Origin of the sequence: Rhodococcus oxybenzonivorans (assembly GCF_003130705.1) — a bacterium.
Lineage (GTDB): Bacteria > Actinomycetota > Actinomycetes > Mycobacteriales > Mycobacteriaceae > Rhodococcus_F > Rhodococcus_F oxybenzonivorans.
On record NZ_CP021354.1, the window covers coordinates 2,231,697 to 2,249,065 of the forward strand.

The 17,369-nt window shown below is 63.7% G+C and carries 14 protein-coding genes and 2 rRNA genes; 9 read left to right on the forward strand and 7 right to left on the reverse strand.

The window, feature by feature from the left end; translation table 11 throughout:
• Positions 1 to 52: 52 nt before the first annotated feature.
• Positions 53 to 3,171 (forward strand): 23S ribosomal RNA (locus CBI38_RS10750).
• Positions 3,172 to 3,335: 164 nt separating this feature from the next.
• Positions 3,336 to 3,452, forward strand: a 5S ribosomal RNA gene (gene rrf, locus CBI38_RS10755).
• Positions 3,453 to 3,529: 77 nt separating this feature from the next.
• Here the strand turns inward: rrf and CBI38_RS10760 are convergent.
• A complete protein-coding gene (locus tag CBI38_RS10760; RefSeq protein WP_109328717.1) occupies positions 3,530 to 5,146 on the reverse strand; it encodes a PucR family transcriptional regulator in 1,617 nt (538 codons plus the stop codon).
• Positions 5,147 to 5,325: 179 nt separating this feature from the next.
• Between CBI38_RS10760 and CBI38_RS10765 the strand changes: the two genes are divergently transcribed.
• Positions 5,326 to 5,661, forward strand: coding sequence for a UBP-type zinc finger domain-containing protein (locus CBI38_RS10765; RefSeq protein ID WP_257792484.1), 336 nt, complete (start codon positions 5,326 to 5,328; stop codon positions 5,659 to 5,661).
• On the opposite strand, the gene CBI38_RS10770 is transcribed toward CBI38_RS10765, so the two are convergent.
• From CBI38_RS10770 to CBI38_RS38955, 3 genes are all read right to left on the reverse strand, one after another.
• Positions 5,627 to 6,322, reverse strand: coding sequence for an SWIM zinc finger family protein (locus CBI38_RS10770; RefSeq protein WP_230990148.1), 696 nt, complete (start codon positions 6,320 to 6,322; stop codon positions 5,627 to 5,629). The two genes, CBI38_RS10765 and CBI38_RS10770, sit on opposite strands and share 35 nt — an antisense overlap.
• An 82-nt stretch (positions 6,323 to 6,404) precedes the next feature.
• Positions 6,405 to 8,738, reverse strand: coding sequence for a DEAD/DEAH box helicase (locus CBI38_RS10775; RefSeq protein ID WP_230990149.1), 2,334 nt, complete (start codon positions 8,736 to 8,738; stop codon positions 6,405 to 6,407).
• Positions 8,739 to 8,787: 49 nt separating this feature from the next.
• Positions 8,788 to 9,222 carry a hypothetical protein gene (locus CBI38_RS38955; protein ID WP_230990150.1) on the reverse strand — a complete coding sequence of 145 codons (435 nt, stop codon included), beginning with the start codon at positions 9,220 to 9,222 and terminating at the stop codon, positions 8,788 to 8,790.
• 125 nt (positions 9,223 to 9,347) lie between these two features.
• Between CBI38_RS38955 and CBI38_RS10780 the strand changes: the two genes are divergently transcribed.
• Positions 9,348 to 10,136: a TetR/AcrR family transcriptional regulator gene (locus CBI38_RS10780; RefSeq protein ID WP_109328723.1), complete on the forward strand. Its 789-nt coding sequence runs from the start codon at positions 9,348 to 9,350 to the stop codon at positions 10,134 to 10,136.
• Here the strand turns inward: CBI38_RS10780 and CBI38_RS10785 are convergent.
• On the reverse strand, positions 10,083 to 11,678 hold the full coding sequence (locus tag CBI38_RS10785) for an adenylate/guanylate cyclase domain-containing protein (RefSeq protein WP_204164957.1): 1,596 nt from the start codon (positions 11,676 to 11,678) through the stop codon (positions 10,083 to 10,085). The two genes, CBI38_RS10780 and CBI38_RS10785, sit on opposite strands and share 54 nt — an antisense overlap.
• A gap of 42 nt (positions 11,679 to 11,720) precedes the next feature.
• Here CBI38_RS10785 and nucS point away from each other — a divergent pair, with 42 nt between their 5' ends.
• The gene (nucS, locus tag CBI38_RS10790) at positions 11,721 to 12,395 is read left to right on the forward strand and encodes an endonuclease NucS (protein WP_109328727.1); all 675 of its coding nucleotides are present in this window, start codon (positions 11,721 to 11,723) and stop codon (positions 12,393 to 12,395) included.
• Positions 12,396 to 12,411: 16 nt separating this feature from the next.
• Positions 12,412 to 12,738, forward strand: a complete 327-nt coding sequence (locus CBI38_RS38960) for an ATP/GTP-binding protein (RefSeq protein WP_109328729.1) — start codon at positions 12,412 to 12,414, stop codon at positions 12,736 to 12,738.
• Here CBI38_RS38960 and CBI38_RS10800 read toward each other — a convergent pair.
• The gene (locus CBI38_RS10800) at positions 12,735 to 13,823 is read right to left on the reverse strand and encodes a coiled-coil domain-containing protein (protein ID WP_109328731.1); all 1,089 of its coding nucleotides are present in this window, start codon (positions 13,821 to 13,823) and stop codon (positions 12,735 to 12,737) included. The two genes, CBI38_RS38960 and CBI38_RS10800, sit on opposite strands and share 4 nt — an antisense overlap.
• A gap of 263 nt (positions 13,824 to 14,086) precedes the next feature.
• Positions 14,087 to 14,560 carry a methylmalonyl-CoA epimerase gene (gene mce, locus CBI38_RS10805; protein WP_109328733.1) on the reverse strand — a complete coding sequence of 158 codons (474 nt, stop codon included), beginning with the start codon at positions 14,558 to 14,560 and terminating at the stop codon, positions 14,087 to 14,089.
• Positions 14,561 to 14,688: 128 nt separating this feature from the next.
• On the opposite strand from mce, the gene CBI38_RS10810 reads away from it, so the two are divergent.
• From CBI38_RS10810 to CBI38_RS10820, 3 genes are all read left to right on the forward strand, one after another.
• Complete coding sequence (locus CBI38_RS10810; RefSeq protein ID WP_109328734.1) at positions 14,689 to 15,882, forward strand: acetyl-CoA C-acetyltransferase; 1,194 nt, start codon at positions 14,689 to 14,691, stop codon at positions 15,880 to 15,882.
• 64 nt (positions 15,883 to 15,946) lie between these two features.
• Positions 15,947 to 16,318: a DUF3817 domain-containing protein gene (locus CBI38_RS10815; RefSeq protein ID WP_109328736.1), complete on the forward strand. Its 372-nt coding sequence runs from the start codon at positions 15,947 to 15,949 to the stop codon at positions 16,316 to 16,318.
• A 132-nt stretch (positions 16,319 to 16,450) separates the two neighbouring features.
• Positions 16,451 to 17,356: a tetratricopeptide repeat protein gene (locus tag CBI38_RS10820; RefSeq protein WP_109334995.1), complete on the forward strand. Its 906-nt coding sequence runs from the start codon at positions 16,451 to 16,453 to the stop codon at positions 17,354 to 17,356.
• Positions 17,357 to 17,369: the final 13 nt, after the last annotated feature.

Below are 17,369 nucleotides of genomic sequence, written 5' to 3' on the forward strand. Positions count from 1 at the left end.
TTCGAGGCGGGTGTGTTGTTTGAGAACTGCACAGTGGACGCGAGCATCTTTGTTGTAAGTAATGAAGAGCGTACGGTGGATGCCTTGGCACCAGGAGCCGATGAAGGACGTAGGAGGCTGCGATAAGCCTCGGGAGCTGTCAACCGAGCTGAGATCCGAGGATGTCCGAATGGGAAACCCAGCACGAGTGATGTCGTGTTACCCGCATCTGAATATATAGGGTGTGTGGAGGGAACGTGGGAAGTGAAACATCTCAGTACCCACAGGAAGAGAAAACAATAGTGATTCCGTGAGTAGTGGCGAGCGAAAGCGGAAGAGGCTAAACCATGGATGTGTGATAGCCGGCAGGCGTTGCATTCGTGGGTTGTGGGTTCATCTTGTCAATGCTGCCGTGTTGGCCGACAGTAAGAAATCATGGTGTTAGTGGAAGTGGTCTGGAACGGCCTGTCGTAGAGGGTGAGAATCCCGTACACGAAAACATTGTGACTGTCGTGATGGAAACCCAAGTAGCACCGGGCCCGTGAAATCTGGTGTGAATCTGTCGGGACCACCCGATAAGCCTGAATACTCCTGGTGACCGATAGCGGACTAGTACCGTGAGGGAAAGGTGAAAAGTACCCGGGAGGGAGTGAAATAGTACCTGAAACCGTGCGCTTACAATCCGTCAAAGCCTTCGAGTGACTTGTCGCTGGGGTGATGGCGTGCCTTTTGAAGAATGAGCCTGCGAGTTAGTGGCATGTCGCGAGGTTAACCCGTGTGGGGTAGCCGTAGCGAAAGCGAGTCCGAATAGGGCGTTTATAGTGGCATGTTCTAGACCCGAAGCGGAGTGATCTACCCATGGCCAGGTTGAAGCGACGGTAAGACGTCGTGGAGGACCGAACCCACTTAGGTTGAAAACTGAGGGATGAGTTGTGGGTAGGGTGAAAGGCCAATCAAACTCCGTGATAGCTGGTTCTCCCCGAAATGCATTTAGGTGCAGCGTCGCGTGTTTCTCATCGGAGGTAGAGCTACTGGATGGTCTAGGGGCCCACAAGCTTACCGAAATCAGCCAAACTCCGAATGCCGGTGAGTGAGAGCGCGGCAGTGAGACTGCGGCGATAAGGTTCGTAGTCGAGAGGGAAACAGCCCAGATCGCCAGCTAAGGTCCCTAAGCGTGTACTAAGTGGAAAAGGATGTGGGTCGCGAAGACAACCAGGAGGTTGGCTTAGAAGCAGCCACCCTTGAAAGAGTGCGTAATAGCTCACTGGTCAAGTGATCCTGCGCCGACAATGTAGCGGGCTCAAGTACACCACCGAAGCTGCGGCATTCACACAATGCACCCCATTTTCCTGCGGGAGGGTGGGCAGTGGTGTGGATGGGTAGGGGAGCGTCGTGTGGCCATGGAAGCGGCGGGTGACCCAGCCGTGGAGGCCACACGAGTGAGAATGCAGGCATGAGTAGCGAAAGACGAGTGAGAAACTCGTCCGCCGAATGACCAAGGGTTCCTGGGCCAGGTTAATCCGCCCAGGGTGAGTCGGGACCTAAGACGAGGCCGACAGGCGTAGCCGATGGACAACGGGTTGATATTCCCGTACCCGTGTGAACGCGCCCCTGGTGAATCAGTGATACTAACCACCCTGAAACCGCTTGTGAACCTTCGGGTTCGTAGGTGGCGGATGCGTGGGACCTGATCTGGTAGTAGCCAAGCGATGGGGTGACGCAGGAAGGTAGCTGAGCCAGTCAGTGGTAATACTGGTGTAAGCCTGTAGGGAGTGACCTAGGCAAATCCGGGTCACACATATCCTGAGAGGTGACGCATAGCCGAATGAGGCGAATTCAGTGATCCTATGCTGCCGAGAAAAGCCTCTAGCGAGCTTTCACACGGCCCGTACCCCAAACCGACACAGGTGGTCAGGTAGAGAATACTAAGGCGATCGAGATAACTATGGTTAAGGAACTCGGCAAAATGCCCCCGTAACTTCGGGAGAAGGGGGGGCCTCGTCTGGTGATCACTCTTGCAGTGTGAGCTGGGTGGGGCCGCAGAGACCAGTGAGAAGCGACTGTTTACTAAAAACACAGGTCCGTGCGAAGTCGTAAGACGATGTATACGGACTGACGCCTGCCCGGTGCTGGAAGGTTAAGAGGACCGGTTAGCCATTTCGGTGGCGAAGCTGAGAATTTAAGCCCCAGTAAACGGCGGTGGTAACTATAACCATCCTAAGGTAGCGAAATTCCTTGTCGGGTAAGTTCCGACCTGCACGAATGGCGTAACGACTTCTCAGCTGTCTCAACCATAGACTCGGCGAAATTGCATTACGAGTAAAGATGCTCGTTACGCGCGGCAGGACGAAAAGACCCCGGGACCTTCACTACAGCTTGGTATTGGTGTTCGGTTCGGTTTGTGTAGGATAGGTGGGAGACTGTGAAGCGCTCACGCCAGTGAGTGTGGAGTCGTTGTTGAAATACCACTCTGATCGTATTGGACCTCTAACCTCGGACCATGATCTGGTTCAGGGACAGTGCCTGGTGGGTAGTTTAACTGGGGCGGTTGCCTCCCAAAATGTAACGGAGGCGCCCAAAGGTTCCCTCAGCCTGGTTGGCAATCAGGTGTCGAGTGCAAGTGCACAAGGGAGCTTGACTGTGAGACTGACAAGTCGAGCAGGGACGAAAGTCGGGACTAGTGATCCGGCACCGGCAAGTGGAAGCGGTGTCGCTCAACGGATAAAAGGTACCCCGGGGATAACAGGCTGATCTTCCCCAAGAGTCCATATCGACGGGATGGTTTGGCACCTCGATGTCGGCTCGTCGCATCCTGGGGCTGGAGTAGGTCCCAAGGGTTGGGCTGTTCGCCCATTAAAGCGGCACGCGAGCTGGGTTTAGAACGTCGTGAGACAGTTCGGTCTCTATCCGCCGCGCGCGTTAGAAACTTGAGGAAGGCTGTCCCTAGTACGAGAGGACCGGGACGGACGAACCTCTGGTGTGCCAGTTGTTCCACCAGGAGCACCGCTGGTTAGCTACGTTCGGAAGGGATAACCGCTGAAAGCATCTAAGCGGGAAGCCTGTTCCAAGATGAGGTTTCTCACCCCCTCGAGGGGGTAAGGCCCCCGGCAGACCACCGGGTTGATAGGCCAGAACTGGAAGCCCAGTAATGGGTGTAGGTGACTGGTACTAATAGGCCGAGGACTTACCACAAAGAAGCTACGCGTCCACTGTGCAGTATCTGAAACAACACACAGATACCCCCTTTTTTTCCTTTCACTGAACCCCCTGGACAGTTCCGCACCCCACCCGGGTGCGTGGGCCACGGCGGGGGAACCGGAAAAAGGGAAGATGGGTGTGTGACAGTTTCATAGAGTTACGGCGGCCATAGCGGAGGGGAAACGCCCGGCCCCATTCCGAACCCGGAAGCTAAGCCCTCCAGCGCCGATGGTACTGCACTCGACAGGGTGTGGGAGAGTAGGACACCGCCGAACATCCGTTACCGGAAGCCCCCCAACACCTGTTGGGGGGCTTCCGGCATTCCACAACAAAAATGATGGTCCCGGGACCCTCATGGTCGGGTATCGCCGGCGAGTACCTGCAACGCCCGGGTGGCGAGATGAAGGTTCAACCGGGTATCGACGCTCCGGAGATCACGATCGGTGAGTTCGTGTATACGGGACATGCGGTATCTCAAGGTACTGCGGTGAATTCGGAGAGCGCGAGCGGTTTCGTCGTACTTGCCACCGCAGTCCAGATACTGGGCCAAGGTGGCTGTCATGGTGCTGTGGTGGTTCCGGTCGTAGTCGAGGAGCGGCCCGAGCCATTCCTGAACGAAATTTTCGACGTCGCGTGTCGTGGCGTGCGCGTCGAGGATGCGGTACACGCCCAATTCGTCGAAATGTGCCACGCCCCAGGGTGACAGTGATTGCTTTCGTATTTCCAGAGCTCGTACCGCGTTGCTGTACGACTGGGGTATCTCACTGGGTGACGAACATTCTGATCCGACACCCATCACTCCGCTCGCCGGCCCGAAGGTCTTCTCCACAGTCCGGAACGCCTCAACCGCATCGGTTTTCGACTGTGTAATCGCGGCGACGACCCCCGAACCGTGGTCGCTGCGGTGCATGAGAAGGGCCGCGGAATCGGTCGAGGCGAAGTATCGGTGTAGGGCGTCGGACACGGTATCGGCATTCGTCTCCGAATCCCACTCGACCACCAGAACTCGCTGCGGTTCGTGAAGGTCATAGCCAAGTGCTTCGGCCCGCGAGTACGCACTGTCGTCGTCGGTTCCAGAGAGAAGATCGTCCCCGAGGTCGCGGCTCAACCGTGCCTCGGTCTCCGCCAACGACCGTTCGTGCGCCATCTCGATGGCGAGGACCGTCGCGGCGTGTTCCAGCGCGAACGTGTCCAAGTCCGTCGCCTCGTGTTCCGGGTCGCAGAGGTACACGATCCCCAGCAAAGCTTGACGGGGCCGAATGATCTGCAGGATCCGGTTGTCATCCCGCAGCGGTTTGCCCTCCATAGTGGCGCGGCGGACGACGTCGACTCGATTCCGGCCCCCTATTCGACGATATCGCGGCATCTTTCCGAGACCGGCCCAGACTCGGAGGTTGCCGAATTGGTCCTCGACCCCCACGGGTAGTCCGGTCAGCTGATGGAGGGTATCCGCGATGACCCCTTCGGACGCGCCCGCGAGAGAAAGCCGATCGAGCGTTTCACGGATCCTCGCTTCGGACTGGAGTCGCGCGAGCTGCTCCGACACTGCGGCCAGCTGCTCCGTCACTGTGGCCACTTCGTCGGAAGCTTCTCGCACACTGCGTGCCTGCGCTTCTGCGCGCAAGGTGCGGGAGGCGGAACGCAGGGCAGACATGGTGTGCTGAATCAGCAGTTCGAGAAGAGTGACTTGCCTCTGGGTTGGTGGACGAGCGGCCCTGATCATCAGCGCGATGGTGTCGATCGTAGGGTCGTCGAACAGAATGCGCTGACGCCAGAATCCGTCGGCATCTCCTGCCACCGGTTCCACTGTGAACGGTCCCAAGTGACCAAGGGCCTCCCGCATCACGCCGAGGATAGTGTCCCGATCACCGGAGTCATGCATGTCCGCTGTGAGTGCCAGAACGGTACAGAGGTCGGATGCCCGAGGAGTGTCGACCACCCTGGGGTCTGGGGATGCTTCCAGATCCATGCCTTGATCTACCCCGGATATCCAGGGTCGAAACCCCCAAGGGTGTGCATCCGTGCCGATTCCCGTCAGACTCTTTCGTTCCGCTGTGACCATGTGGTGCGCGCCCGCAGGCGTCAATCTTGGGGATGAGGGGTGGCGACATGATCCAATCCGATACCTGGCACGATCCTGATCTGAACATGATTCGCGACGTCGTCGCGCACACGTCGGACGGGTGCGAGGGCTGTCTCGCACTCGGTACCCGGTGGGCACACCTGATGCTGTGCCTGACGTGTGGGTACGTCGGCTGTAGTGACTCGTCACCAATGCGTCATGCCAGACACCACGCACAGACCAGCGGGCATCCGATCGCACAGTCTCTGCATCCCGGGGACAACTGGCGCTGGTGCTTCGTGCATGACGTCAAGATCTGTACGCCATACCCGGCGACCGGGGCGAGGGTCGTCGGCCCGAGCGTCGTGCCGGGACTGATGAACGGCGTCAGACAGGATCTCCGTATCGCGAAATCGCAGTGAGAATCGCCGACCAGATGGCGTCTGCGGGAACTTCGGGCGGCGCATCGTCCAGCCAGCCGGGGCGCAGTGGGGCGGCCCCCTCGGTAGTGGGCATCGTCGGCAAGTGGCCGGGGACGTCGGCGTAGGCGTCGGCGGCCGGCATAGGCCTCGACGTGGAGGCGAACGATGACTCCAAGAGGTCCTCCTGGTGAGAATCGTGCCGCAAGTCGAGCAGTTGCCGGCCCTCGCGACCGCGGAGCAGAAACACCAGCAGCGGGTCGTCGTCGAGTATCCACGCGGCCTGGTACAGGACCGCCGCGGCATGTCGGCAAGGCGCGTCCCACTCCTCACACGTGCATGTCGCGTCCGCATCGAACATCGAAGGCAGGAGCGAGATGCCGATTGCCGCGAGATCTTCGTGCAGTTCGCGCGGAAGCGTTCCGCTGGACAACTGGGCGACGTGGCCACTCCTCGATCCGAGCGCGGCAGATACCCGCTCCCACTCTGCATCGTCAAGCACATCGACACGAATGCGCACGTGTAGGAGCTCGTCGCTGGAATGCACGTCGGCGGAAAGAAGTCCGGCCGCGAAGGTCAGCGGGCCGACCATTCCGCCGCGGGCATGGGCGCGTCCCTGCTTCAGCGTGTGAGAGTCGAGTGCACACTGCTCGAGATCGTCCACCCACTGCTGGGCCCACCAGGTTCTACCGCAAGTACGTTTGCCCTTCTGGACCCCGAAGGGGGATGTGTCAAAGCGGTCGTCGTCACAGAATGCATCCGAGTTGATAGTCGGGGCTCAACGCCACGAGTTCGGTAAGTTCTCCGTCGGTCAGTTCGGTGAAGGCGTCGGCACCACGAAGTAGGACCGAGTCCGCGAGCGCTCGTTTGCTGTCGAGCATGCCGGCAATGCGTTCCTCGATGGTGCCCGCGGTGACGAAGCGATGGACTACCACCGGCCGGTGCTGGCCGATCCGGTAGGCACGATCGGTTGCTTGGTCTTCGACGGCCGGATTCCACCAGCGATCGAAGTGGACGACGTGATCCGCTCGCGTCAGATTGAGTCCGGTCCCCGCGGCTTTGAGGGACAGAATCAAGACCGGAACGTCGCCACTCTGAAACCGTTCCACCAGTTCCTCCCTCGCAGCGACCGAGGTGCCGCCATGGAGGAATTCGCACTCGATACCGCGGGAGCTCAGGTGCTGCCGCAAAAGTCGCCCCATCGCGGTGAAATGGGTGAAGACCAGCGATCGGCCGTCCTCCGACAGAGTGGTGTCGACCAGGTCGTCGAGGAGGTCGATCTTCTGGGAGCGGCCCCCCAGGGACGTGGGCTGTTGCCCGAGGTACTGCGCTGGGTGGTTGCAGATCTGTTTGAGGCCGGTCAGCAGGGATACGATACCACCGCGACGCTGCATGCCGTCGCTGTTGCGAATCTGTTCGAGAGCCTCCCGGACGAGCGCTTCGTACAGCGCAGCCTGCTCTGGAGTGAGCCCGACATCCACGTCGATTTCGGTTTTCGGTGGAAGCTCCGGGGCTATCCCGGGATCCGACTTCTTTCGGCGTAGGACGAACGGTGCGATGAGGCCGGCCAACTCGTTGGCACGATCCACGCCGTCGCCGCCGCTCGGGTTGTCGTAGCGCCGCCGAAATTGTGCGTACGTGCCGAGGAGACCGGGTGTGACACCGTCGAGTATCGACCACAGATCGCTGAGTCTGTTCTCCACCGGCGTTCCGGTGAGGGCGACGCGAGCCCGTCCCGGGACAGTGCGCAGAGCTCTCGTGACCGAGGCATTGCGATTCTTCAGGTGCTGGGCCTCGTCCGCGACGACGAGTCCCCACCCGGTCGCGGCGAGGGCGCCGGCGTCGAGCCGCATCGTCGCATACGTGGTCAGCACGATTGCGTCGGCGCTGTCCGTGAGGTACTCACTCGGCGCTGATCGTCTCGGGCCGTGATGGACGAAAACTCTCGTATCTGGGGCGAAGCGTTCGATCTCGCGGCGCCAGTTCCCCAACAAGGATGCGGGGCAGACGACGAGGGAGGGTCCCGAGGTCTCGAATTCCTGCTGACGGTGGACGTGGAGTGCTATGAGGGTCAACGTCTTACCGAGTCCCATGTCGTCGGCCAGGCAAGCCCCCAGCCCGCGGGAGGTGAGCGCGGCAAGCCATCGGAAGCCGGCAAGTTGGTAGTCCCGCAGTTGTGCGCGCAGCGCGGCCGGCACGGGCACGTCGAGGGTGATCTTGTCGGTGATTTCTCGGGCCGTGCGGGCGAGTGCTCCGTAGGTATCGACACGACACTCTCCCTCGCCGCGGCCGGTTCGGCCTGTCAACGAGGCGCGTAGTGCCTCGACCATCGGCATCGTGCCGGTTCGCCGCTGCAGGGTCTTCCGCACGAGCGCCGAGTCGGCGACGACGTAGCGATTACGCAGTCGCACCACGGCGCGTTCGGAAGCCACCAGCTTCTCCATGTCCTCCTTGGTGAGCACCTCGTCGCCGATCGCCACCCGCCAGTCGAACCGGAAGGCGTGGTCACCACCGAACGCGGTGGGCCCCTCACTCGCCGCAGAATCGCCCAGAACCATGCGGGTCGATGTCTGCGTCATCAGCTCCCGCGGCCAGTGGATCTCGATGCCGTCATCGCGCAGACGAGCGCCGGCGTCACCGGCAAGTGCTGCTACGTCGTCGTCGAGCCTGATTCGATCCGGCGCCTCGGAGCGCAGGAGATCCTCGAGCGGTGCCCACCGAAGCACGGCACGACGGAGAGCTTCGAGCACCGCAATCCGCGGGTCGACCATGAATGCGGACTCCGCCATGCTCGGATGGCGCCAGAGATCCACGGCGTCGCAGACGATCCCGGGCCTGTCCACCCCGTGCACCTGGAGGGTGGCGTCGAAATCGCTGTCCACCAGATCGACGGTTCCCATGGTCGGAACCGGATCGATGCGCAGGGACAGAGCCACGGTCGTGGGCGCGTGGGAGGCGGTCCAGGCCCCGAGTCCGGGAACACCGACGGTGTCCCATCCCAGATACGGTAAGGCGTCGGACTCGGCGGGGGCGCACAACCTCGGAAGCGCATCGAGGACGGACGTCACAAAGCCGCGCACGACCTCCGACGCAGCCGGAAGCAGGACCGCCCTTGCGTCCTCGGACAGTTCACCCGAGGGGATCGCGCGGGCCTCGGGTGGAAGGGCAGCGGCAAGGCTGCTGAGGTGCCGTTGCTCGTCCCCTGTCGAGGACGCCGAGTCGCCACACGTCCTGTCCGCTCGCGGTCACAGACGGAAGAATCGAACCCTTCGCGAGATACCCGACGGCGGTCCGACCGCAGGCGGCAAAGAAGGCGACCGAGCGGTGGACCTCGGCCTCGGCCGGCAGGGCCAAGAGTATGGGGAGCGCGTCGCGCAGGGATACTCGCCGCGTCGGAAGGCTGGCTACCGCATGCTCGCCGACGGCGAGGCGCGTGTACGAGTCCGAGTTCGGGGGTGGGGCACCCTGTGGTTCGTCGTTCCAGAAGACAAGGTGTGCGTTCCGCGGAACTTCGGCGGGTACGAACGTGGCCGCGAAGCTCGTGAGAGCCGGCTCTACTGTCACAACTTCACCCTTCCCAGGGGCGTGCAGGCGACATCGCCCCACATGCCAGCGCCTCATACGGTACGTCGTACGTCAACGACGCGGTGATCCCTCGAGTTCCCGAGACGTCATGGGAAGATTCCGGCATGGCTGGAATCGCGACACCACAGGGCGGCGACCCGGCTCGGACCATAGAGTTGCTGTGGGGCGGTGGCAGTGCGCCCGTGTCGCGGCCCCGTCGGGGAAAGGCGGGGCTGAACCTCGACCGCATCGTCGACGTCGCGATCGGCCTCGCCGACGCGGAGGGACTCGATGCTGTCTCGATGCGCCGCGTCGCAGCTGAGCTCGGAGCCGGGGCGATGTCGCTGTACACGCACGTTCCCGGCAAGGTGGAACTGGTCGATGTGATGACCGACCGGGTGCTGTCCACTCTCCACGCCGCCCCCGACGACCCGGTCGCAGGGTGGCGGGATCGGCTCGCCGCGGCAGCACGCGGCTATTTCGAGCTTCTCCGCGCCCATCCGTGGATGCTGAACGTCGTCACACTCAGCCGGCCGGTGCTGGGACCCGGGGCTATGGCGAAGTACGAGCGCGAGCTGGCTGCGGTCGAAGGGCTCGGACTGTCAGACCTCGAGATGGACTCCGTGGTGACCCTGCTCGACAGTTTCGCGGTAGGCGCCGCGCGGGCCGCCGCCGAAGCGGCAGCACTGGCTTCGCGGGGAGACGCCGACAGCGAATGGTGGCGCAGCATTGCGCCGCATTTCGAGAAGGTGTTCGACCCCGACCGCTTTCCGCTTGCCGCCCGAGTCGGCGCCTCGGCCGGCGAACACCACAACGCCGCCTTCGCCCCCGACCATGCCTTCGAATTCGGTCTCGCCCGCCTACTCGACGGAATCGGCGCCCTGATCCGAAACGGTGGACGCTCCCTCGAGTAGCGCCGTGGGAACAGCCAGCCGGGTGGGTTCCACGCGACCACGGAGAGTCACGCTGTCGGTGAGGGTCCACTGCCGCCGTTCGTCCTCGCCCGCTGCGTCGGTGGCACGCTGGGACGCCACAAGCCGTCCGGGGACGTTCTTGGCCAATTCGGACAGACGTGCTGCTTCGTTGACGGGATCGCCGATCACCGTGTACTCGAATCGTTCGTGTGCTCCGATGTTGCCCGCGACCGCGCGCCCGGTCGCAACTCCGATACCAGCCTCGCATTCGCGGACCTCGGCTGCGAGCCGTTCGCGCAGAGCCCGAGCGGCGGACAGTGCTGCACCCGCATGATCGTCGAGCGCGACCGGTGCACCGAAGATGGCCAGCGCGGCATCACCTTCGAATTTGTTGACGAACCCGCATCGGCGATCCACCTCGTCGACCACGACATTGAAGAATCGGTTGAGTAAGTCGACAACCTCCGCGGGGGAGCGGCTGGCGGTCAAGGTGGTCGATCCGATGATGTCGACGAAGAGCACGGATACATCCCGCTCTTCACCGCCCAGCTCCGGCCGGTGGCGAAGCGCATTGCTCGCAACCTCCTGCCCGACGTGTCGCCCGAAGAGATCGCGGATCTTCTCGCGCTCGCGCAGGCCCTCGGCCATGCGGTTGAAGCCGGTCTGCAGCTCGCCCAGTTCGGTGCCGTCGTACACGATCACCTCGGCGTCCAGCTTCCCGTCGGCGACCTCGGCCATCCCCAACTGCACCGAACGGATCGGAGCCTCGGTTGCCCGCACACTGATCACGACGAGCAGCAGTCCGAAACAGAGGATTACACCACCGAGCGCCAGAATCGACACCGCAAGGCTGGTGGGACTGGCGTAGCGAATGAAACTGAACACAGCGATGAGCATCAGTCCGAGCAGTGGCACCCCGGTTCCGAGGACCCAGGCGAGCACGGTTCGACCGGTGATACCCAGGGTCCGGCGGGTCCGCGGTTCCCCTGAACTCAGCGCCCGGGCCGCGACGGGGCGCAGGGCGAATTCGGTGAGTAGATAGCAGAACGCGCAGATGGTTATTCCGGCAAAGGCAACAGTGAATGCCACTTTGGGAATTGTTTGCGGGTCGATGATGCCGTACAGCGCGGTGAAGAACACCCATCCCAGACCCCACAGGGCCGCCTGGACTCGCGTCAGCCGCCACGGCGCCCGGAACGCAGCTGCACGGTCGCTCTCGGTGGGGTCACGGTCGACTGTGGACCATCGAAGGTCGGAGACGATCCGCCTAGTGCCCCAGGTCACCCCGATCAACACTGCTGTCAGCACGAATACAGGCACCGCGACGAAATTGGCGAGCATGAATTCACCGGACCACACGCTCGGCCCGGGGACGACCACGCTGATGAGCAGACACGCGATCAGTGCCCCGATGAGGTTGGTGACCACCAACGGAGCGGTGAGCAGTAATTGGACGCGGACGCGGCGGCGGCGCGGGCTTTCATCCGGCGATCCGAGCAACCACGACCCCAGCGGGGCGACAGATCTGCGAGGGCGGCGCATAGTCATTCGAGACTAGTCGGCGCGATCCCTTAGGGTGATCGAGTGCGCCTAGTGATTGCCAGATGCCGAGTCGACTACGTAGGCCGCTTGACGGCACATCTTCCCACTGCGCGTCGTCTGTTGCTGATCAAAGCCGACGGATCGGTGAGCATTCACGCCGACGACCGCGCCTACAAGCCGCTCAACTGGATGAGCCCACCGTGCTGGCTCGTCGAAGGAGCCGCGGACGACGGCGGAGCACTGTGGGTTGTCACCAACAAGGCCGGTGAGGAACTACGCATCACGATCGAGGACATCGAGCACGACTCCAGCCACGAGCTCGGGGTCGATCCCGGACTCGTCAAGGACGGCGTCGAAGCGCACCTGCAGGAATTGCTTGCCGAACACGTCGAGACGCTGGGCACCGGATACACCCTCGTGCGTCGCGAATACATGACGGCCATCGGCCCAGTCGACCTCCTGTGCCGGAACGCCGATGGCGCGTCCGTCGCCGTCGAGATCAAGCGCAGAGGTGACATCGACGGAGTCGAACAGTTGACGCGGTACCTCGAACTTCTCAACCGGGACCCCTTGCTCGCGCCCGTAAGCGGAGTCTTCGCCGCCCAACAGATCAAGCCTCAAGCGAAAACTCTTGCCACGGACCGCGGGATCCGATGCTTGGTGCTCGACTACGAAGCGCTCCGGGGCACCGAGAGCACCGAGTTCCGGCTTTTCTGAGGCCTAGGCTGGTTCCGTGCCCCGTCGCAAACCTCAACCCCGGAACACGCGCCGAGGTGCGTCCAATGCGAACCGCGACGAAGCAGGGTTCGGCGATGCACTGACACGCCGGGAATCGGGCCCGAGCGGGTACAGCGACGAGGACTACGTCGTGCGCACCATCCCGGGGTCACGCGCCACCAAGACCTACCGGTGCCCCGGCTGCGATCACGACATCCGGCCGGGGGTACCCCATCTCGTGACGTGGCCCGCGGAATACGGCGGGGCCGATGACCGGCGGCACTGGCACACCGGGTGCTGGTCGGGACGCAGCACCCGGGGCCTGACGCGCCGGTGGTCCTAGCTGCCCGTCTTGACCGTCCGCTGATCCGCCGAGTCGGCGTTCGATTCCTCGTCGACCGCCGACAGGACTGCAGTGTCGGCGTCGGCATCCGAGTGATCGTCTGCCTTGTCGTCGGACTCGACCCGAGCTGAGGTGGACTCGTTTCGCGCGGGAGCGTTCTTCTGCGCAGACCGGGAGTCGTTGCTCTCGTTGGAGCGTGCGTTCGACTGCGGGGCGGTCTCGGGGTGGGCGTCCAGTAGTTCGCTCTCCCGGTTGACGGACGCCAGCATGGCCGGAACCGAATCGAGCTGACCGCGAATGCCCAAAAGCTGAGCGAGGATTCGGCCGCGGAGTACGCGAAGCTCCTCGGCAAGTTCCTTGGCGTGGGCGATCTTGCGCTCCGACTGGTCGGTGGCCGCCTGCAGCCTGCGCTCCGCCTCGTGCGTGGCGTCGGCGAGCCGCCGCTGAGCTTCGGCCTTGCTGGTCGCCTCGAGTTCGTTGACCGCGGCAATCGTCTTCTGCCTGCGCTCGGATATGGAGAGATCGAAATCTTCCTGCACCTGCGCCCGGCGCAGCTCGGCCTCGGCCGCGAGGCGGTCACGCTCGGCCTGCGCCGCCTCGACGATGCGCGCCGCCTCGGTGCGGGCTTTGGCCATGGTTTGCGTGTGCTCGGTCTCGAGGGCGCTACGACGGTCCTCGAGTTCGGCGACCAGCGATTCGTACTGGCCACGAAGCTGAGCGGCCTCCTGCTCGGCGATCGAGATCATCTCCGCAGCATCGGCCTCGGCCTTGGCGCGCACCTCCGAGGCTTCGTCGGACGCAAGGCGGAGCATCCGCGAGATGCGGTCGCTCATCCCCTCGGCGGTAGTGGGGGGAACGGACAGGCGATCGACGTCTTTGCGGAGTTCGTCGATCTCGTCCCGCGCATCGTCGAGCTGCTTGGCGAGATCGCGTGCCTGCGCCGCCGCCGCGTCCCGGTCGGCCGCCGTCACGCGCAACTCCGCATCGAAACGCTCGAAGTAGTTGCGCACCTCGTCCCGGTCGAAGCCCTTACGTGCCACGGAGAACGGAAGGGGGATCGAACCGCGGTCCTGCTCGTTTACCATGGCCGCCAATCTACCTGGGCAAAGCCGTGCTTGTCTTTCGGCCTACCTGGTCTTCACCGCTCCCGCGCAGGCCACGGGGCCAACAGCCTCAGTGGCCTGACGACGGCTCCGCCTCAGTGGCCTGACGACGGCTCCGCCTCAGTGGCCTGACGACGGCTCCGCCTCAGTGGCCTGACGACGGCTCCGCCTCAGTGGCCTGACGACGGCTCCGCCTCAGTGGCCTGACGACGGCTCCGCCTCAGTGGCCTGACGACGGCTCCGCCTCAGTGGCCTGACGACGGCTCCACGAGCTCGATGAGGACTCCGCCGGCATCCTTGGGATGGACGAAGTTGATCCGCGAGTCCGCGGTACCGCGGCGGGGAGCGTCGTAGAGGAGGCGTACGCCGCGATCGCGGAGCTGCGCGGAGAGGGCGTCGATGTCGGTGACCCGGTACGCCAGCTGCTGGAGACCGGGACCGCTCCGGTCGATGAACTTGGCGATGGTCGAGCTCTCGTTCAGCGGGGCGAGCAGCTGCAGCGCGGTGCTGCCCTCGGGCGCCCCGACGACGCTGAGCATCGCCTCGCGCACGCCCTGCTCCTCGTTCACTTCCTCATGGGTCGACACCATGCCGAGATGCTCCGCGTACCACGCGATGGCCGAATCGAGGTCGGGAACGGCGATGCCGACGTGGTCGATGGCGGTCACCAGGTCCGAAGACAGCGGCGACGGAGGCTGAGAGGGGGAGGTCTGTGTCATGCCCTCGACGTTAGCGCTACCGTTTCTGTAGTTCTCGTCGGGATGTGACTTCCGTCGTGCTGTGCACGCAGACGTGTTCGCCCGGACGTGATCGGCCGACAGAAATCTAAGGATCCGCGGAGGAAATCGTGACCAGTTCTGTGATTGTTGCCGGGGCCCGTACGCCGATGGGTCGGTTGATGGGTTCGTTGAAGGATCTCTCGGGTTCGGATCTGGGTGGGATCGCGATCAAGGGTGCGCTGGAGAAGGCGGGGGTGGCGCCGGATCAGGTGGAGTACGTGATCATGGGTCAGGTCCTGACGGCGGGGGCGGGGCAGATGCCGGCGCGGCAGGCGGCGGTCGCGGCCGGGATTCCGATGGATGTGCCGGCGTTGACGGTGAACAAGGTGTGTTTGTCGGGGATCGATGCGATTGCGTTGGCGGATCAGTTGATCCGGGCGGGGGAGTTCGAGGTGGTCGTTGCCGGTGGGCAGGAGTCGATGTCGCGGGCGCCGCATCTGCTGGAGAAGTCGCGGGCGGGGTTCAAGTACGGCGATGTGACGATGCGTGATCACATGGCGTTCGACGGGTTGCACGACATTTTCACCGATCAGGCCATGGGAAATCTGACGGAGGCACGGAACAAGTCCGACAGTGTCCCGGTCAGCCGCGAGGATCAGGATGCGTTCGCGGCGGCGTCGCACGAGAACGCGGCCCGGGCCTGGAAGGACGGGTTGTTCGCCGACGAGGTGGTGCCGGTGTCCATTCCTCAGCGTAGGGGTGAACCGATTGTGTTCGGCCAGGACGAGGGTGTGCGTGCCGATACGACGGTGGAGACGCTGGGACGGTTGCGTCCGGCCTTCGCGAAGGACGGGACGGTCACGGCCGGGTCCGCGTCGCAGATCTCCGACGGTGCGGCGGCCGTGGTCGTGATGAGCAAGGCCAAGGCCGAGGAGCTCGGTCTCGAGTGGCTGGCCGAGATTGGGTCACACGGGGTGGTCGCCGGACCCGACTCGACGTTGCAGTCGCAGCCGGCGCGGGCGATCGCGAAGGCGTGTGCGAAGGAGGGCATCGATCCGAAGGATCTCGATCTGGTCGAGATCAACGAGGCCTTCGCGGCTGTCGGGATCGTCTCGACCCGTGAGCTGGGGTTGGATCCGGCGAAGGTCAACGTCAATGGCGGGGCGATCGCTGTGGGGCATCCGCTGGGCATGTCCGGGGCGCGGATCACTCTGCATCTGGCCCTCGAGTTGCAGCGCCGCGGCGGCGGTGTGGGTGTGGCCGCGCTGTGCGGCGGCGGTGGTCAGGGTGACGCCCTGATCGTCCGCGTCCCCAAGAAGTAGATGGGCGACGAGCCGTGGTGGTGTATCTCACACCACTACGGACCGTCGTAGATAGTCGGGCACAATGGTCGCCATGGCGAACGTCTTCGATCTCAGCACCACGGCCAAGCGCTTCCGATTTGTCGCAATTTTGGAAGCAATCACCTGGCTCGGCCTCCTCATCGGTATGGCTTTCAAGTATGTGCCCGCCGACGGCAACGAGATCGGTGTGAAGATCTTCGGCCCCCTCCACGGGGGTGTATTCGTCCTGTACGTCTTGATCGCGCTGTGGACGGCTCGCAAGCTGAGCTGGTCTCTGCTCACCACGTTCTGGGCGCTCGTTGCCAGCATTCCCCCCTTCGGCACGGTCGTGTTCGAGGTCTGGGCCGTCCGCGCCGGTCGCATGGCTGAACTGTCCGACGAGAGCGCAGCGAAGAACACGCCTTCGCTCGTCTGAGGCCGTAGGAGGTCGCGCCTCCCTCGGGGTCGTGTGCCCGCTTTCCGGTACGCCCACGAATCGTGACAAACTGGGTGCGTGACTCGACCAGGTTCTCGTCCTCCCGCGCGTTCCTCTGCAGTGGCCGCCGCCATGACCGGCGCAGTCGATCTGTCAGCACTCAAGGAGCGCGCCACCACCCCGCCCCCTGCACCCTCCGGAAACGGAGCCGCGCCCTCGGCCGCCGGTTCCGGGCTCGCCCCGGTCGTCGAGGTCACTGAGGCCAACTTCGAAGCCGAGGTGCTCGTCCGGTCCCAGCAGGTCCCGGTCGTCGTCGATCTCTGGGCCACCTGGTGTGAGCCGTGCAAGCAACTCTCGCCGCTGCTCGAGAAGTTGGCTCACGAGGCGGGTGGCACCTGGGTGCTTGCCAAGGTCGACGTCGACGCCAACCCGCGCATCGCCCAGGCATTCGGGGTCCAGTCTGTCCCGACGGTCGTTGCCATCGCGGCCGGGCAGCCCCTGGCGGACTTCCAGGGTGTGCAGCCCGAACCACAACTGCGTCAGTGGCTGGCCGCCATCGCGCAGGCTGTCGCCGGAAAGCTCAGCGGCCCTCCGTCGGATGGCGCAGACGCCGACCAGCCGGAACCGGAGGACCCCCGCTTCGTTGCTGCCGAGGCAGCCCTCGACGAAGGCGATCTGGCGGGCGCAGAAGCCGCATTCCAGCGCATCCTCGACGAGGAACCCGCCAACGCCGAAGCGCAGGGTGCGCTTCGGCAGGTTCGTTTCCTCGCCCGCGTGCAATCGGTGGATCCCTCTGCCGTAGCGGCGGCGGATGCGGCGCCCGACGATATCGATGCTCAGCTGCAGGCCGCCGACGTGGAGCTCTACTCGCAGGCCCCGGAGGCGGCTTTCGCCCGGTTGATCGGCGTGATTGCCCGGAGCGCCGGCGACGACAGGACGAGGGTCCGTACCCGCCTGGTCGAGCTGTTCGAGTTGTTCGACCCTGCCGAACCGGTGGTCATGGCGGCACGCAGGAAACTCGCGGCCGCGCTGTACTGACCGGTGCCCGGGG